The sequence below is a fragment of the Pseudomonas sp. GM74 genome, assembly GCF_000282455.1.
Taxonomy (GTDB): domain Bacteria; phylum Pseudomonadota; class Gammaproteobacteria; order Pseudomonadales; family Pseudomonadaceae; genus Aquipseudomonas.
In genome coordinates, this window is the sequence record NZ_AKJG01000085.1 from 15,601 (window position 1) to 30,955 (window position 15,355).

Sequence of the window (15,355 nt, forward strand, 5' to 3'; positions counted from 1 at the left end):
GTGCTCATCCGGAACGTACCGGGAACGAGACAAGGAGATACACCATGCGCAAGACTCTTATCGCTCTGATGTTCGCTGCTGCCCTGCCGACCGTGGCCATGGCCATGCCCGAAGGCGCAGGCCCGATGGATGGGTCGATGGACGGTTCGCGCCACGGCGGTCAGATGCACGGCATGCACGGTAAAGGCCCGTACAGTGAACTGGACCTGAGCCGCGAACAGCGCGAGCAGATTCGCAAGGTCATGGGCGAGCAGATGCACGAGCGTAAGCAACTGGTCGACAAGTACCTGGAGAAACTCTCGCCAGCCGACCAGAAAGCCATGAAAGACGAGATGGCCGCCAACCACAAGAAAGCTGAAGCTGACGTGCGCGCCTTGCTGAAACCGGATCAACAGAAGAAATTCGACGAGATCCAGAAAAAACAGGCTGAACGTCGCGCCGAGTGGGCCGAGTTCAAGGCCTGGAAAGCGCAACAACCGCAAAAGGCGCAATAATGCGCTAACCCCGGACCCGACGGCTCATCACCGTTGGGTCTGATGTTTTTGATCTAATGTGGGAGCGGGCTTGCTCCCACACTGATCTGTGCTTGTTCGAGGATTTCCCGTGCGTTCATTGTTCTGGCGTATCCTGGCCAGCTTCTGGCTGGCCATCGCTCTGGTTGCAGGGCTTTCCATCCTGCTCGGGCACATGCTCAACCAGGACGCCTGGATTCTCAGCCGCCACCCGGGCCTCAACACGCTGGCCGAAGAGTGGACGCAAACCTACGAAAGCCAGGGCGAAGACGCCGCCCAGGATATTCTCCAGCAACGCAAACGCCAGTATCACATCGACGTTCAGGTGCTTAACGAAAGCGGCGATCCGGTGGTGCGCGGCACCTTCCCCAGACGTGCGGCGGCCTTTGAGGCGCGCCAGAACAACGATGACCGGCGCCTGCCATGGCGGCGTCTGACCGATGAGTTCACCAGTGAAAAAACCGGTGACACCTTCCTGTTCATCTACCGCATTCCTCACCCGGAACTGAACGCCTGGCACCGCGAGAGCCTGCTCTGGCCGCTCAGTGCGCTGGGTATCGCCCTGGTGGTGCTGACCCTGTTCAGCCTGCTGGTGACCTTTTCCATCACCCGCCCGCTCAGCCGTCTGCGTGGCGCAGTGCATGACCTTGGCCAAACCACCTATCAACAAAACAGCCTGGTCAAACTGGCCAACCGTCGCGATGAGTTCGGCGTGCTGGCCAATGACTTCAACCGCATGGGCGCGCGCCTGCAAAGCCTGATTGGCAGTCAGCGGCAACTGCTGCGCGATGTCTCCCACGAACTGCGTTCTCCCCTCGCTCGCCTGCGTATCGCACTGGCGCTGGCCGAACGGGCCACCCCACAGGAACGGGAACAGCTCTGGCCGCGCCTGACCCGCGAGTGCGACCGACTGGAAGCGCTGATCAGCGAAATCCTGGTATTGGCGCGGGTCGACTCCGATAACGCCAGTGCCGAAGAGGTGGACCTGAACGCCTTGCTCAATACCCTGCAAAAGGATGCGCAACTCGGTTCACCCGAGCAGCTCGTTCATCTCGAAGCCGAGTCGCAGCTGAATCTGAAGGGCTGGCCGACCATGATCGAACGGGCCGTCGACAACTTGCTGCGCAATGCCCAGCGTTTCAATCCGGTGGGTGGCCTGCCGATCGAAATGCAGGCGTTGCGTCAGGGAGAGCGGATCGTCGTGACCGTGCGCGATCACGGGCCAGGGGTCAGTGCCGAATATTTGAACCAGCTCGGTGAGCCGTTCTATCGGGCGCCGGGGCAGACAGCGGCAGGACACGGCTTGGGCCTGGCCATCGCCCGTCGCGCGGCGGAGCGACATGGCGGCAGCCTGGTGCTGGCCAATCACCCAGAGGGCGGGTTCATTGCCAGTCTGGAATTGCCGTTGGTGCCGGGGGCTGTTGTCCAGCCCTGAAACCTGTGGGAGCGGGCTTGCCCGCGAAGGCGTCGCCCCATCCAGCATTGTGGTGGCTGACACTCCGCTTTCGCGGGCAAGCCCGCTCCCACAGGTTCTGCAGTGTCAGGCCTTGCCGGACCAGGCGCTGACAAATTCGGCCAGGTCGACCTTCTCGGCCACTCGCGGTTCTTTCTGCGGTGTACCCAGGTACAGGAAAGCAATCACCTCTTCCCCCTCCGCCAGGCCCAACCCCTTGGCCACATGGGGCGAGTAAGCCAGGTCACCGGTACGCCACACCGCACCGATGCCCTGGGCATAGGCTGCGAGCAAAATCCCGTGGGCCGCACAGCCCGCCGCCAGCAACTGCTCGGACTTAGGATACTTGACGTGATCCTGCAACCGCGCAATCACCACCACCACCAGCGGTGCCCGCAGCGGATTATTGCGCGCCTTGTCGATGGCCGCTTCGCTGACTTCGCCGTCCGAAAGTTTCGCCGCTTCGGCCAGCAACTCGCCCATCTGCTCACGCGCCGTGCCTTCCACCGTCAGGAAACGCCAAGGCTGCAAGTGCCCGTGATCCGGGGCGCGCATGGCGGCGCCAAACAGCACCTCACGCTGCTCGGCAGTGGGTGCCGGGTCAATCAGTCGTGGAACGGAAACACGGTTGAGCAAAGCGTCGAGAGCCTGCATCGGCCACCTCCTGAAAAATTTGTGCGGCTATTCTAGCGGTAACTGCCGCAGCGGTGCCGGTTTACATGCCCTGCCCCGCAGGTAGAATGGCGCCCTTTCCACTATCAGCCGAGCGGACCTCATGGCGTTGCCGACCTTACGGATCATTGGTTTCATCATCGGCATCTTCCTGATCACGCTGGCGATCTCCATGGTCGTGCCCATGGCCACGCTGGTCATTTTCGAGCGCACCAGCGATCTGCCGTCGTTCCTCTGGGCCAGCATGATCACCTTTGTGGCCGGTTTGGCGCTGGTGATTCCGGGGCGTCCCGAACACATTCACCTGCGCCCCCGGGACATGTACCTGCTGACCGTCAGCAGTTGGCTGGTGGTGTGCATCTTCGCCGCGCTGCCATTCCTGCTGACCCAGCACATCAGCTACACCGATTCATTCTTCGAAAGCATGTCCGGCATCACCGCCACTGGCGCAACCGTACTCAGCGGCCTGGACACCATGTCCCCCGGCATCCTGATGTGGCGCTCGTTGCTGCACTGGCTCGGCGGCATCGGGTTCATCGGCATGGCGGTGGCGATCCTGCCGCTGTTGCGCATCGGCGGCATGCGGCTGTTCCAGACCGAATCGTCGGACCGCTCGGAAAAAGTCATGCCCCGCTCGCACATGGTGGCGCGGCTGATCGTGGCGGCCTACGTCGGCATTACCATTGTCGGCAGCCTGGCGTTCTGGTGGGCCGGGATGAGCCTGTTCGACGCGATCAACCACGCGATGTCGGCGATTTCCACCGGCGGTTTCTCCACCTCCGACCAGTCTTTGGCCAAGTGGCCGCAACCGGCGGTGCATTGGGTCGCGATCGTCGTCATGATTCTCGGCGCCCTGCCGTTCACCCTGTATGTCGCCACGTTGCGTGGCAACCGTCGGGCGCTGATCAAGGATGAACAGGTTCAAGGCCTGCTCGGCATGCTGCTGGTGACCTGGCTGGTACTCGGCACCTGGTATTGGTGGACTACCCAGCTGCATTGGCTGGAGGCGTTGCGGCATGTGGCGCTGAACGTGACATCGGTGGTGACCACCACCGGTTTTGCACTGGGGGACTACAGCCTCTGGGGTAATTTCTCGCTGATGCTGTTCTTCTATCTGGGGTTTGTCGGCGGTTGCTCCGGCTCGACCGCGGGCGGTATCAAGATTTTCCGCTTCCAGGTGGCCTATATCCTGCTCAAGGCCAACCTTAACCAGCTGATCCACCCGCGCGCGGTGATCAAGCAGAAGTACAACGGTCACCGCCTCGACGAAGAAATCGTGCGGTCGATCCTGACCTTTTCGTTCTTCTTTGCAATCACCATCTGCGTGATTGCGCTGCTGTTGTCGCTGCTCGGCGTGGACTGGATGACCGCCCTCACCGGCGCGGCCAGTACCGTGTCCGGTGTCGGCCCGGGGCTCGGAGAAACCATCGGCCCGGCGGGTAACTTCGCCACCCTGCCGGATGCCGCCAAGTGGATTCTCTCCTTCGGCATGCTGCTGGGCCGGTTGGAGATCATTACGGTGTTTGTGCTGTGCATTCCGGCATTTTGGCGTCATTGACCGCTTCAGATGCTTGCATCAGCCGCATCCGGTACTCGCCGGGTGTGGCATCGAACCAGCGGCGGAAAGCACGGAAGAAATTGCTCGGATCGGCAAACCCCAGCAAGTAGGCAATTTCCAGCAAGGTCATGGTCGGTTGCGCCAGGTACTGCTCGGCCAGCTCGCGCCGGGTATCGTCCAGCAGCGCCTGAAAACTCGTGCCTTCTTCCTGCAAGCGCCGCTGCAAGGTGCGCTGGGACAGATGCAGCGTCTGCGCCACGGTGTCGCGCTTGGGCTCGCCTTGGGGCAAGAGGCGGCACAACACCTGCCGCGCCTGGTGGGTCACGCGGCTTTCGGAAAAGCGCGACAGGTATTCACCGGCAAAGCGGTCATGCAACAGCGCCATGGCCTCGTTGGCCGTCGGCAGTGGGGCTTCCAGATCGGCGCGTTCGAAAATCAGCGCATCGTAAGGCGCGTTGAACACCATTGGTGCATGGAAGGCTTGCTTATAGGGTTCCAGGTTGGCCGGCTCGGCGCCTTGCAGCAACACTTTACGTGGTTGCAATGTACGCCCGGTCAACCAGCCGCACAGCGCCAGGGCACAGGCCAGCGAAGCTTCGGCGCTTTGCCGGGTCGGCGGCAGGTGATCGCCATGCACCGTCAGAATCAGCGCGTAACCTTCTTCCAGTAGCTGGAAGCTCAGGTCGGCACTTTCGGCGATGATCCGCTGAAAACGCACCAGACGCTGAAAGCCTTCGGCCAAGGTCTGGCTGGACATCAAGGCGTAGCCCGCCACATGAAATTGCGCCGGTCGCACTACCTTGCCCATGTTCAGGCCGATGGCCGGGTTGCCGGACAGCTCGACCGCGCGTTGCCACAACCGTGTCATGGAATCTTGCGGGAAGCGTGCGTCCGGATCATCCAGTGCTGCGTAGTCGAGCCCCAGCTGTTTGAACAGAACCCGGCAATCCAGGCCGTCCATCTCCAGCGCTTTGACAATCCCCATCGCCCAGCTTGCAGAAGTCGTTCGTTCGCTCATGGCGTTTTCTTACATGGTGGCCGAATGCTACGGCTATTGACCGAAGGATACTAAAGTGGCGCCTATTGTCACTGGCTGATGCCATTGATCACTCTAGACTCAAATAAGCTACCCGCAGAACAACTTGCAGCAAGAACAATAACCACAGAGATCGCTGTCGTGGAAAACGTCAAACGATTCAACAGCTTCGCTGAGTTCTATCCTTACTACCTCAGTGAGCACAGCAACAGTACCTGCCGCCGTTTACACTTTATCGGCACGACCCTGGTTATCTTGATTCTGACGCTGACCATTGGTCGCGGAGCCTGGATGCTGTTGTGGGCCCTGCCGCTGGCAGGCTACAGCTTTGCCTGGGTCGGGCATTTCTTCTTCGAGAAGAACCGCCCGGCAACGTTCCAACACCCCTTCTATAGCCTGCTCGGCGATTTTGTCATGTACCGGGACATGGTTCTGGGGCGCGTTCCGTTCTAGCTGACTTGCGTCACAAGAGAGTTGCCGATGAATGCCAATGCCCGCTTCACCCACATGAAAGATGGCACACAGGAAGACTGGACGATCATCGCCGCGGACTTCAGTGCCTACGCAAGACAATTGCCTGCACGGATCGTGGCGCACCTGAAGCTGCTGGAGGGTGATTTTGGCGGGTTCCCGGTGGATCGCCTGACCCACTCCCTGCAAACCGCCACCCGCGCCTGGCGCGATGGCCGCGACGAAGAGTACGTGGTCTGCGCCCTGCTCCATGACATCGGCGACACCCTGGGTTCCTACAACCACCCGGACATCGCGGCGGCGATCCTCAAGCCGTTCGTCAGCGCCGAGAACTTGTGGATGGTGGAAAAGCACGGGATTTTCCAGGGCTACTACTTCTTCCACCACCTGGGCATGGATCGGCACTTGCGCGAGCAATTCAAGGACCATCCGCAGTACCAGGCGACCGTCGAATTCTGCGCCAGGTACGATGCGGCGGCGTTTGACCCGGCGTACGACACGCTGCCGTTGAGCTTTTTCGAGCCGATGATGGAGCGCTTGTTTGCGCACCCCAGGAACTCGATTTACAAGGCGGCGATGGAAGAACGCTCGCCGGCCTGACAGGACCGCTTCGCGGTCCATTCGCGGGCAAGCCCGCTCCCACAGGGTTATCTGGCGACCACAAGTTTTGTGCTCACCTTCGCCCACTGTGGGAGCGGGCTTGCCCGCGAAGAGGCCAGTACAAACACCGAATGACTGTCAGGCCAACTCGGCGACTTTCGCCGCCTTCATCTGCGCCTCGCGCGCCTGGGCATCCGCCAGGCGATACAACTCGATCGAACCATCCCAATGCTCGATCAGCGCCGTGCACGACTCCACCCAGTCGCCGCAATTGAGGTAATCCACCTCGCCGACCTTGCGAATCTCGGCATGGTGAATGTGCCCGCACACCACACCGTGCAGTTCGCGCTTGACGCATTCATGGGCGATGGCTTCCTCGAAGTCGCTGATGAAGCTGACCGCGGTTTTCACCTTGTGCTTGAGGTAGGCCGACAGCGACCAGTAGCCGTAGCCATATCGCGCGCGCCAATGATTGAGCCAGCGGTTGAGGGTCAGGGTGAATTCGTAGGCCGAGTCACCGAGAAACGCCAGCCAGCGATGATAACGGGTGATCACATCGAACTGGTCGCCATGGATCACCAGCAGATGCCGGCCGTCGGCGGTGACGTGCACGGCTTCGTCCACCAACTGGATATTGCCCAGGATCAGCTTCGAATAGCGGCGCAGGAATTCATCGTGGTTGCCGGTGACATAGATCACCTCGGTGCCGCGCTTGCTCATGGTCAGCAGGCGGCGGATGACGTTGGTGTGCGCTTGCGGCCAGTACATGCCGCCGCGCAGTTTCCAGCCGTCGATGATGTCGCCGACCAGGTAGATCTTGTCTGCGTGGTAGCTCTTGAGAAACTGCGACAGATGTTCAGCCTGACAATCCCGGGTGCCCAAATGCACATCGGAAATCCATAAGGTCCGTACGCGTTGCTTACGGGTGGGTTTGGCGAGCTCGGCGCTGGTCATGGGCAACCCTCTGGCAAGTTTTGCCAAGTCTGCCCCGAGCCGGTTAATGGTCCATGACAGCGCCAAGTCAGTCCTGTGACAGCGCTTGTTGGCCCGCTCGGTGTAGACTGACGCCCTGAACCGGGAGACCCGCGATGAGACCGATCCTCACGCTCCGCCAATACAGCCACGACCTGATCGTCCACAGCCATGAACACGCGCAATTGGTGTTCGGGCTTTCGGGCGCCCTGGATTTCGAGGTCGACGGCCGTGGCAGCCAGGTGGTCCAGCAGAGTTTCGTGGTGGTGCCCTCCGGCGCGCATCACGCGTGTGGCAGCGCCAATGGCAGTCGCTGCCTGGTGCTGGATGTGCCCAGCGAACAATGGGTTTCGCAGTCGTTGGGCGATCACGCCGAGTCCAGCCGACGCTTGCTCGACAACGCCGGCCGCCTGCCCCTGGACGCGGGACAAAGCCAATTGGTCAGTTGGCTGGCGAACAGTCCGGTCGATGATCCGCTGATCGCACAACAAGGTGCGGTTCTGTTGCTGGCCAGTCTCAACAATGCCAGGCCCGAGGCCGTCGGCGGTCGGCGCCTGCCCTATGCGGCGCTGAACGCGCACATCGATCAGTACGCGGCCTACCCGCTGCAAGTGGCCGACCTGGCCCGGGTCGCCGGCCTTTCCAGTGGGCGTTTGCATGCACGGTTCGTGGCCGAATGCGGGCAGACGCCGATGGACTACATCCGCAGCCGACGCCTGCACATCGCGGTGGGCTTGCTGCGTAGCTCGGCGCTGCCCATCGGTGAGGTTGCCAGCCGCGTCGGCTACAGCTCCCAAAGTGCCTTCGCGGCGGCGGTGCTGCGCGAGTTCGGAGCATCGCCCGGAAAACTGCGGCGCGAGGCTGGCGACAAATAACGCGAGTTTGCCGACAGACTTGAACGACCATTACGCGCTTCAATGAGGCCTCTGTTCGTTCGTCGTTAAGGATTGCAATGACTCCCCGTACCGCCCTTGGCGCCTTGCATATCGGCGCATTGATGTTCGGCCTGACCGGCGTGTTCGGCAAACTGGCTGCCGCGTCACCGGCGATCATCGTGTTCGGCCGTGCAGCCTTTGCCGTGCTCGCGCTGGCATTTTTTGCACGGTTCGCCAGCCAGACGCGCTGGCAGAAACTCGAGGCCGTGGACTGGCGTCGGCTGCTGCTTGGCGGCTTGTTGCTGGCCGGGCACTGGGTGAGCTTCTTCATTGCGGTGAAAGTCGCAGGCGTGGCGATTGCGACGCTCGGCTTCGCCAGTTTCCCGGCCTTTACCGTGATCCTCGAAGGGTTGATCTTCCGCGAGCGCATTCGCGCCAATGAGGTTGTGCTGGTGCTGCTGGTGAGTGTCGGTCTGGTGCTGGTCACGCCTGATTTTGACCTGGCCAGCGGCGCCACCACCGGCTTGCTGTGGGCCGTAGGTTCCGGCTTGTTGTTCGCCCTGCTGTCGCTGACCAACCGTGCCGGCTCCGGGCGCGTCCCGCCCGTGCAGGCGGCGCTGTGTCAGAACGTGGTGGTTGCCCTGTGCCTGTTGCCGGTGGCGGCGCCTCAATTGAGCGAAGTGCGTGCTATCGACTGGCTGTGGATCGGCCTGCTCGGTGTGTTCTGTACCGGTGTCGCCCACAGCCTGTTCGTCGCCAGCCTGGCGGTGATCAAGGCTCGCACCGCCGCCGTGGTGTTCGCCCTGGAGCCGGTCTATGGCATCACCGTCGCCTGGTTGCTGTTCAACGAAAACCCGACCTTGCGCATGTTGCTGGGAGGGGCGTTGATCATTGTGGCAATCGTGGTGTCCAGCAGGCTCTCAAGCAGTTCGAGCAAGAAAGCCGTTACCGCCGAGGCTGCCTCTCACTGAGTGCGGTCGTTGTGCCCCAGGTCGCGGTCCGGGTCGATCTGATCGCGGACCCGCTGCTTGAGCACTTTGGCGTCAGGGAAGCCGCCGTCCGCCTTGCGCTCCCAGATCTGCACGGCGTCACAGAAAATATGAAAGACCCCGCCGGTGCCCGGCACCAGGGAGACTTTGCCCAGGTCGTCACCAAAGGTGCTGAGCAGTTCCTGGGCCAGCCAGGCCGCACGTAACAGCCACTGGCATTGCGTGCAATAGGTGATGACGATTTCCGGTTTGCTGACGGTCATGATGGAACGTGACTCCAGAGTTTGACGACGCCGCTATGATAGCCCGACCGGAGGCTGTCGAGACGGCGGAGTGAGTTGCGCCTCCAATTCGAAACCCGGCTCGATCAAGGCCATAGCAGCCGGCTGCGGGTTCTCGCCTGGACTGATCACATCCCGACTCGACGCCATGGACAGCTCCTCCAGATTGAGCCGGTACTCATCGTCAGTGGCGGACTCCCCGGACATCGCCAGACCCGGAACCACCGCCACGGCAGTAGCGACCGGGATGGAATGACGGCTATCGACCCGCTCAAGCTCATCGTTGGCCGGTACCGCAACCGGTTGCCTGACGGTGGGCCACGTCACAGGCTCGGCAAAGAGCTCATCCAGCGGTTCATGCTGCTGCAACGGCAGAGCCTCTGATGCTGTTGCCTGATGCGGCTGGTCTCGACGGCGAACAAACCAGCCGAGCGCCAGCAATGCCATAAGCACCGACACACCGGCAATCGGCAACCAGCCAATCCCGGGGTTTTCAGCAATGGCGGGGGCTGGCGCCACTGCGTCAGAAACAATGGGTTGCGCCTTTACCTTCTTGAGCTCCGCCAGTTGGGTTTGCAGCTCGGCCAACTGCTTTTTCTGGTCGGCGATCAGCTCATCCTGGCCTTGCAGCTTCGCGGTAAGCTCATCGACAGTGGTTTGCAACCGGTGGTTTTGCAGGGTACTGGCGGCCAGTTGTTCGACAGCGGGATCAACCATGGCGACATCCGTTTCTGCTGTCGCCCTGGCCACGGGTGATGGCGCCACGACCGGTTGAACACGGGGAAATGCGGACGCCGGGGAGCTGGAAACCGCTTCATCGGTGGCGGGAACAATTCCTGGCGCACCCGGCGGATCGATCAGAACCGTGTACTCGCGCAATAACCGACCGTTGGGCTGATTGAGCTGCACGAGGAAATTCAGGAAGGGTTCACTGACCGGTTTGCTGGAGGTCACCTGGATCACGCGGCGATTACCGCGCAGCACCGGGGTGAACTTCAGGTCATTGAGGAAAAATGCCCGGTCGACCCCGGCACGGCTGAACTCGTCCGCCGTTGCCAGGCTCACCGACAGCTGGTTTTCCTCCACGCCAGCGGCATCCACCAGGGCGATATCGGCACGCAGCGGTTGATTCAGCGCCGAATGCAGGGCGATTTCACCCAGGCCCAGCGCAGGCGCCCATGCCGAGTAAGTGACAGCGGCCCCGGCTAGCAACCACTGAGAAACATCGCGTAAAACCAATCGCCAACACTTGAGCATGAGCATCCTTGAGATCTACAGAAACTACACGTACGCGTTCGTACATCCGTTACGAACACGATATGGCCGAGTAGTTCTTATAGTTTGCCCAATGCGCTATCTCAAAAACCTGGTGTTCGGTTATGCCTCAGGATTTTTCAAGGTTGCCCAGGATGTGCCCGTGAACCCGCATGCACACCTTCAAATCCGCCTCATCGACGCCTTCGAACAGTTCGTGACGCAGTTGCGTAGCAATGGTTTCAATTTGTTCGATCAGGGGACGCGCCGGGGCGCAGAGCACGATTTTCTTCGCCCGACGGTCTTCCAGCACTGCCTGGCGTTGCACCAGTCCCTGGCTTTCCAGGCTGTCGAGCAAACGGGCCAGGGTCGGGCCTTCGACGCCGACGCTTTGTGCCAGTTCACGCTGGGTCGGAGCTTCTTCGAAACGGGCCAGGTGCAGCAGCACCAGCCAGCGCGCCTGGGACAAGCCCATGCCCGCCAGTCGGCGGTCCAGTTCGGCACGCCAGCCACGGGACATCTGGGCCAATTGCATGCCAAAGCGGTGTTGATCGGTTAACGGCATAAAACACTCATGATCAGACTGAAATAAATAAAAACTAATTATTAGTCAGCTAAGCATGAGCCTCGATTTGAGGCAAGGCTTGATCTGTAGTGAATCGTTACATCAGCACTACGGATGTCTCAAATCTCGAACTCCGACTGCAAGGCCGCGCGAACGCAGTACAACACCCCTTCCGGCACCCTGCCCGCGAACAGTGCGGCGATCTCGGAAACCGGTGGCAGTTCGCCCTCGCCGTCGAGGAAGGCGTCCTGCACTTCACCCATCAGGTCTTCAGGCAGATCCAGCGCCTGCTCCAGCGACAACTGCTGCTTGCCGATCGCTTCGGCCAGCATGGTGTAGACGTTCTTTTCCGAGCACTGCAACTGACCGGCGATCTGCACCGGCGTCATCCCGGCTCGTGCCAGAGTGATCAGCTCGTGACGCACGTCGGCCACCGCTTTTGGCGCCTCGACCTGGCCGCCGAGCACTTCGAGGAAGGCCTCGCCGTAGCGCTCCAGCTTGCGCGCACCGACGCCGCTGACCGTGGCCATTTCCGCCAGCGAAGTCGGCTGGCTGCGCAGCATCTCCAGCAAGGTCGAGTCGGGGAAGATGACATACGGCGGCACGCCATGTTCTTCGGCGAGCTTGCGACGCAGGGCGCGCAAGGCTTCCCATTGTTCGCGCTCCTCGCCACGGACCAGTTGGCTCGCCTGGCTCTTGCTGCTTTTCGCCACGGTTTGCGCCTTGAGATCGCGGCGCAGCTCCAGGGTCACTTCACCCTTGAGCAGCGGACGGCAACTGTCGCTCAGGCGCAAGCCGCCATAGCCTTCGAGGTCGATGTCCGCCAGACCACGGGCCACCAGTTGGCGGAACAACGAACGCCATTCACCCTCCGCCATCGCCTTGCCAACGCCATACACCGAAAGATGCTGATGGCCGAAGCTGCGGACCTTTTCGTTGTCCTTGCCCAACAAGACGTCAACCAGGTGCCCGACGCCATAGCGCTGACCGGTGCGGTAGATCGCCGACAGCGCCTGACGCGCCGGCTCGGTGGCATCCCAGGTCTGCACGCCGTCGACGCAGTTGTCGCAATGACCGCAGGGTTCGGGCATGTCTTCGTCGAAGTAGGCCAGCAGCGTTTGCCGTCGGCAGCGGGTTTCTTCACAGAGCGAGAGCATGGCGTCGAGCTTGTGCTGCTCCAGGCGCTTGTGACGCTCGTCGCCTTCGGAGTTCTGCAGCATCTGCTTGAGCATCACCACGTCTTGCAGGCCGTAGGCCATCCAGGCATCCGCCGGCAAGCCGTCACGGCCGCCACGACCGGTTTCCTGGTAATAGGCCTCAAGGGATTTCGGCAAATCGAGATGCGCGACAAAACGCACGTTGGGCTTGTCGATGCCCATGCCGAACGCCACCGTCGCGACCATGATCAGGCCTTCCTCGTTGAGGAAGCGTTTCTGATGGTAAGCCCGCAGATCGTTGGGCAGGCCGGCGTGGTACGGCAGCGCCGGAAAGCCTTGCTCACTGAGGAACGCGGCGACTTCTTCGACTTTCTTGCGCGACAGGCAATACACGATGCCGGCATCGCTGCGGCGTTCGGCAAGGAACGCCAGCAACTGCTTGCGCGGCTGCTCCTTGGGCACGATGCGATAAAAGATATTCGGCCGGTCGAAGCTCGACAGGAAGCGCTCGGCGTCTTGCAGGTGCAGTCGGGTGACGATTTCTTCCCGGGTACGCTTGTCGGCCGTGGCGGTCAGGGCAATGCGCGGCACGTCGGGGAACATTTCCGCCAACTGGCCCAGCTGCAGGTATTCCGGGCGGAAATCGTGCCCCCATTGGGATACGCAGTGTGCTTCGTCGATGGCGAACAGGGCGATGTCCAACCCCTGCAGGAAGGACAGCATGCGTGGCTGGACCAGACGCTCCGGTGCCAGGTAGAGCATTTTCACTTCACCGCGGCGGATGCGGGCGGCGAGGTCGCGCTGCTGCTCGGCGCTGAGGGTGGAGTTCAATGCCGCGGCCGCAACGCCCAGCTCTTCGAGAGTGGCGACCTGATCGTCCATCAGTGCGATCAGCGGCGAGACCACCACGGCCAGGCCTTCGCGCAACAGCGCCGGGACCTGGAAGCACAGGGACTTGCCGCCGCCGGTAGGCATCAGCACCAGGGCATCGCCGCCACTGGCCACGCGCTCAATGATTGCACCCTGGCGGCCACGGAAACTGTCGTAGCCGAAGATGTCCTTGAGTACGCGTTGAGCCTGTTCGAGCATAGAAACTCCAAAAATCACCGAAACATCCCTGCAAGGCTGGTTCAGAACCCGCGACGCTGCACCGACAAATCGTAAGTGCGCATTGCATGACGCTTCACATTTCAGCCGTGACGCCAGCAGGGCATCACAAAACGCGCGAGTATACCCGAGCCCCGGCAGGCATTGGGCACCGCTGATAAGACTCACACAAACCTGAGGGACATAAAAACCTGTGGGAGCGAGCTTGCTCGCGATAGCGGCGGATCAGGCAGCGGCGATGTTGGATGTGACGGCGTCATCGCGAGCAAGCTCGCTCCCACAGGGATTGCACCCTTCGCTCAATGGTATTTGCCGTGCGGCTGGCTCAAGCGCTCAAGAAGGCCTAGAATTCCCGCATCGAACATTCCCCAAGGTAGTCCTTTAATGTCCTTCGCTGAGCAACTAACCCGCCTGCAAGTCTTCCTCGACGCCGATGAACTGCATGACGAGGCGCTGGACTACGTGGCCGCCCACGGCTACCTCACCGCGCTTTCGATCTGTTCCGAAGTCGTTCCTGATCGTGAGTGGATCGATGCCCTCTTCGCCGAGGAGCCGCATTACAGCGGCGAAGCCCAGCGCGAAGAGATCGAAGCCACCCTGATCGGCCTCAAGGCCCACATCGCTCGCCAGCTGGCCTCCGATGAAGAGTTCGAGCTGCCATGCGACCTCGACCTGGGCGACGACCCGGATGATTCCGAACTGCGCGGCTGGTGCATCGGCTTCATGGAAGGCGTATTCCTGCGCGAAGCGGCCTGGTTCGAAAGCGCCGAAGAAGAAGTCAGCGAAATGCTGCTGCCGATCATGGTCGGTTCGGGTCTGTTCGACGAGCAGCCGGAGTTCGAAGACATCGCCAAGGATGCCAACCTGATGGACGACATGATCGTGCAGATCCCGGAAGCCCTGACCGCGTTGTACCTGCTGTGCAACGCGCCAGACGAAAAACCGGCGATTCTCAAGCCTCGCCACCACTAAGATCCGGCCTATGGACAACCCCATAGGCAACCGCCCCCTGATGTTGCGCTACGTACTGCTGGCCATCGGCTGGCTGAGCGTGGCGCTGGGGGTTATCGGGATTTTCCTGCCGGTATTGCCCACCACCCCGTTCCTGCTACTGGCGGCCGCCTGCTTCGCCCGCAGTTCGCCGCGCTTCTATCAATGGCTGGTCAAGCATCCACGGCTTGGCCCCTGGATTCGCGATTACCTCGACGGCAACGGCATCCCGCTCAAGAGCAAGGTCTACGCCATCGGCCTGATGTGGGCGAGCATCCTGCTCTCTTGCTACCTGGTAGCACAGCCCTGGGCACGGGGCTTCATGCTGACGAGTGCGGTGCTGGTGACGGTTTACATACTGCGACAGAAAACCCTGCAAAAAAGCCCCTGAAACAACACCCTCGCGCCCGGTCCACACGCCCTCCCCCTGGCGGCAACTCTCGCTACCACTCATCGGAAACCCCTCCCGACCTGTCAGATCTGACAGTAGGCAGCCCCACCCCGTCAGGCTTTAAATCACTCCGTCCCCCATTCCTCGACTGGAGTCTCTTCCATGGCCTCGTCCCGTTCCCCCGACGACCACATCAACCTCCTGCGTGAGCTGGGCATTCCCGGGCGCACCAAGGCCCCGATCTCCACCAATCCCGATGTCTGGGGCCTGAACATCGCGGCGGTGCGGGACAACTTCCCGCGCCATGGCCTGCAATGCCTGGCCGGACCCTGGGGGGTCATGGGGCGAGGTGACCGCCTGGTCATTTTTTGGGGCCTCGCCAATCAGGTGCTGCAAAAGACCGTGGCCGAAAATGAGGTCGGCACCGAACTGCAGATATTCGTGGAGCCGCGGCACATCCTTGCCGGCAACT

The 15,355-nt window shown here is 61.5% G+C and carries 17 protein-coding genes; 10 read left to right on the top strand and 7 right to left on the bottom strand.

The window, feature by feature from the left end:
• The first annotated feature begins 44 nt into the window (after positions 1-44).
• Both PMI34_RS10765 and PMI34_RS10760 read left to right on the top strand, forming a co-directional pair.
• A complete protein-coding gene (locus tag PMI34_RS10765; protein WP_008051180.1) occupies positions 45-494 on the top strand; it encodes a pilus assembly protein in 450 nt (149 codons plus the stop codon).
• 109 nt (positions 495-603) lie between these two features.
• A complete protein-coding gene (locus PMI34_RS10760; protein ID WP_008051181.1) occupies positions 604-1,947 on the top strand; it encodes a sensor histidine kinase in 1,344 nt (447 codons plus the stop codon).
• Between the two features lie 105 nt (positions 1,948-2,052).
• Here PMI34_RS10760 and PMI34_RS10755 read toward each other — a convergent pair whose 3' ends face one another.
• The gene (locus tag PMI34_RS10755) at positions 2,053-2,619 is read right to left on the bottom strand and encodes an NAD(P)H nitroreductase (protein WP_008051182.1); all 567 of its coding nucleotides are present in this window, start codon (positions 2,617-2,619) and stop codon (positions 2,053-2,055) included.
• Positions 2,620-2,740: 121 nt separating this feature from the next.
• Here PMI34_RS10755 and PMI34_RS10750 point away from each other — a divergent pair, with 121 nt between their 5' ends.
• Entirely contained in the window at positions 2,741-4,195 is a 1,455-nt protein-coding gene (locus tag PMI34_RS10750) for a TrkH family potassium uptake protein (RefSeq protein ID WP_008051183.1), read from the top strand.
• Here PMI34_RS10750 and PMI34_RS10745 read toward each other — a convergent pair.
• Positions 4,152-5,213: an AraC family transcriptional regulator gene (locus tag PMI34_RS10745; protein WP_081498093.1), complete on the bottom strand. Its 1,062-nt coding sequence runs from the start codon at positions 5,211-5,213 to the stop codon at positions 4,152-4,154. The genes PMI34_RS10750 and PMI34_RS10745 overlap by 44 nt on opposite strands.
• Positions 5,214-5,372: 159 nt before the next feature.
• On the opposite strand from PMI34_RS10745, the gene PMI34_RS10740 reads away from it, so the two are divergent.
• Positions 5,373-5,684: a DUF962 domain-containing protein gene (locus PMI34_RS10740; RefSeq protein WP_008051185.1), complete on the top strand. Its 312-nt coding sequence runs from the start codon at positions 5,373-5,375 to the stop codon at positions 5,682-5,684.
• A gap of 27 nt (positions 5,685-5,711) precedes the next feature.
• Positions 5,712-6,302 carry an HD domain-containing protein gene (locus PMI34_RS10735; protein WP_008051187.1) on the top strand — a complete coding sequence of 197 codons (591 nt, stop codon included), beginning with the start codon at positions 5,712-5,714 and terminating at the stop codon, positions 6,300-6,302.
• A gap of 138 nt (positions 6,303-6,440) precedes the next feature.
• On the opposite strand, the gene PMI34_RS10730 is transcribed toward PMI34_RS10735, so the two are convergent.
• Positions 6,441-7,256 (bottom strand): UDP-2,3-diacylglucosamine diphosphatase, encoded by an 816-nt coding sequence (locus PMI34_RS10730; protein WP_008051190.1) that lies wholly within the window; start codon positions 7,254-7,256, stop codon positions 6,441-6,443.
• A 134-nt stretch (positions 7,257-7,390) separates the two neighbouring features.
• Here PMI34_RS10730 and PMI34_RS10725 point away from each other — a divergent pair, with 134 nt between their 5' ends.
• Together PMI34_RS10725 and PMI34_RS10720 are read left to right on the top strand one after the other, a co-directional pair.
• A complete protein-coding gene (locus PMI34_RS10725; RefSeq protein ID WP_008051193.1) occupies positions 7,391-8,149 on the top strand; it encodes a helix-turn-helix transcriptional regulator in 759 nt (252 codons plus the stop codon).
• 77 nt (positions 8,150-8,226) lie between these two features.
• Positions 8,227-9,120, top strand: coding sequence for a DMT family transporter (locus tag PMI34_RS10720; protein ID WP_008051194.1), 894 nt, complete (start codon positions 8,227-8,229; stop codon positions 9,118-9,120).
• On the opposite strand, the gene PMI34_RS10715 is transcribed toward PMI34_RS10720, so the two are convergent.
• The 4 genes from PMI34_RS10715 to recQ all read right to left on the bottom strand — a co-directional run bounded on the left by PMI34_RS10715 (position 9,114) and on the right by recQ (position 13,484).
• Positions 9,114-9,401 carry a SelT/SelW/SelH family protein gene (locus PMI34_RS10715; RefSeq protein WP_008051196.1) on the bottom strand — a complete coding sequence of 96 codons (288 nt, stop codon included), beginning with the start codon at positions 9,399-9,401 and terminating at the stop codon, positions 9,114-9,116. The two genes, PMI34_RS10720 and PMI34_RS10715, sit on opposite strands and share 7 nt — an antisense overlap.
• 33 nt (positions 9,402-9,434) lie before the next feature.
• Entirely contained in the window at positions 9,435-10,676 is a 1,242-nt protein-coding gene (locus PMI34_RS10710; protein WP_008051198.1) for a type IV pilus assembly protein FimV, read from the bottom strand.
• A 127-nt stretch (positions 10,677-10,803) separates the two neighbouring features.
• Entirely contained in the window at positions 10,804-11,238 is a 435-nt protein-coding gene (locus PMI34_RS10705; protein WP_007984163.1) for a MarR family transcriptional regulator, read from the bottom strand.
• A gap of 119 nt (positions 11,239-11,357) precedes the next feature.
• Entirely contained in the window at positions 11,358-13,484 is a 2,127-nt protein-coding gene (recQ, locus tag PMI34_RS10700) for a DNA helicase RecQ (RefSeq protein ID WP_008051199.1), read from the bottom strand.
• A gap of 402 nt (positions 13,485-13,886) precedes the next feature.
• Between recQ and PMI34_RS10695 the strand changes: the two genes are divergently transcribed.
• The 3 genes from PMI34_RS10695 to PMI34_RS10685 form a co-directional block, all read left to right on the top strand.
• Complete coding sequence (locus tag PMI34_RS10695; RefSeq protein WP_008051200.1) at positions 13,887-14,474, top strand: UPF0149 family protein; 588 nt, start codon at positions 13,887-13,889, stop codon at positions 14,472-14,474.
• A gap of 10 nt (positions 14,475-14,484) precedes the next feature.
• Positions 14,485-14,883: a YbaN family protein gene (locus PMI34_RS10690; RefSeq protein WP_008051202.1), complete on the top strand. Its 399-nt coding sequence runs from the start codon at positions 14,485-14,487 to the stop codon at positions 14,881-14,883.
• A 162-nt stretch (positions 14,884-15,045) separates the two neighbouring features.
• On the top strand, positions 15,046-15,355 hold a 310-nt coding region (locus PMI34_RS10685), incomplete at its 3' end, for a hypothetical protein (protein WP_008051203.1).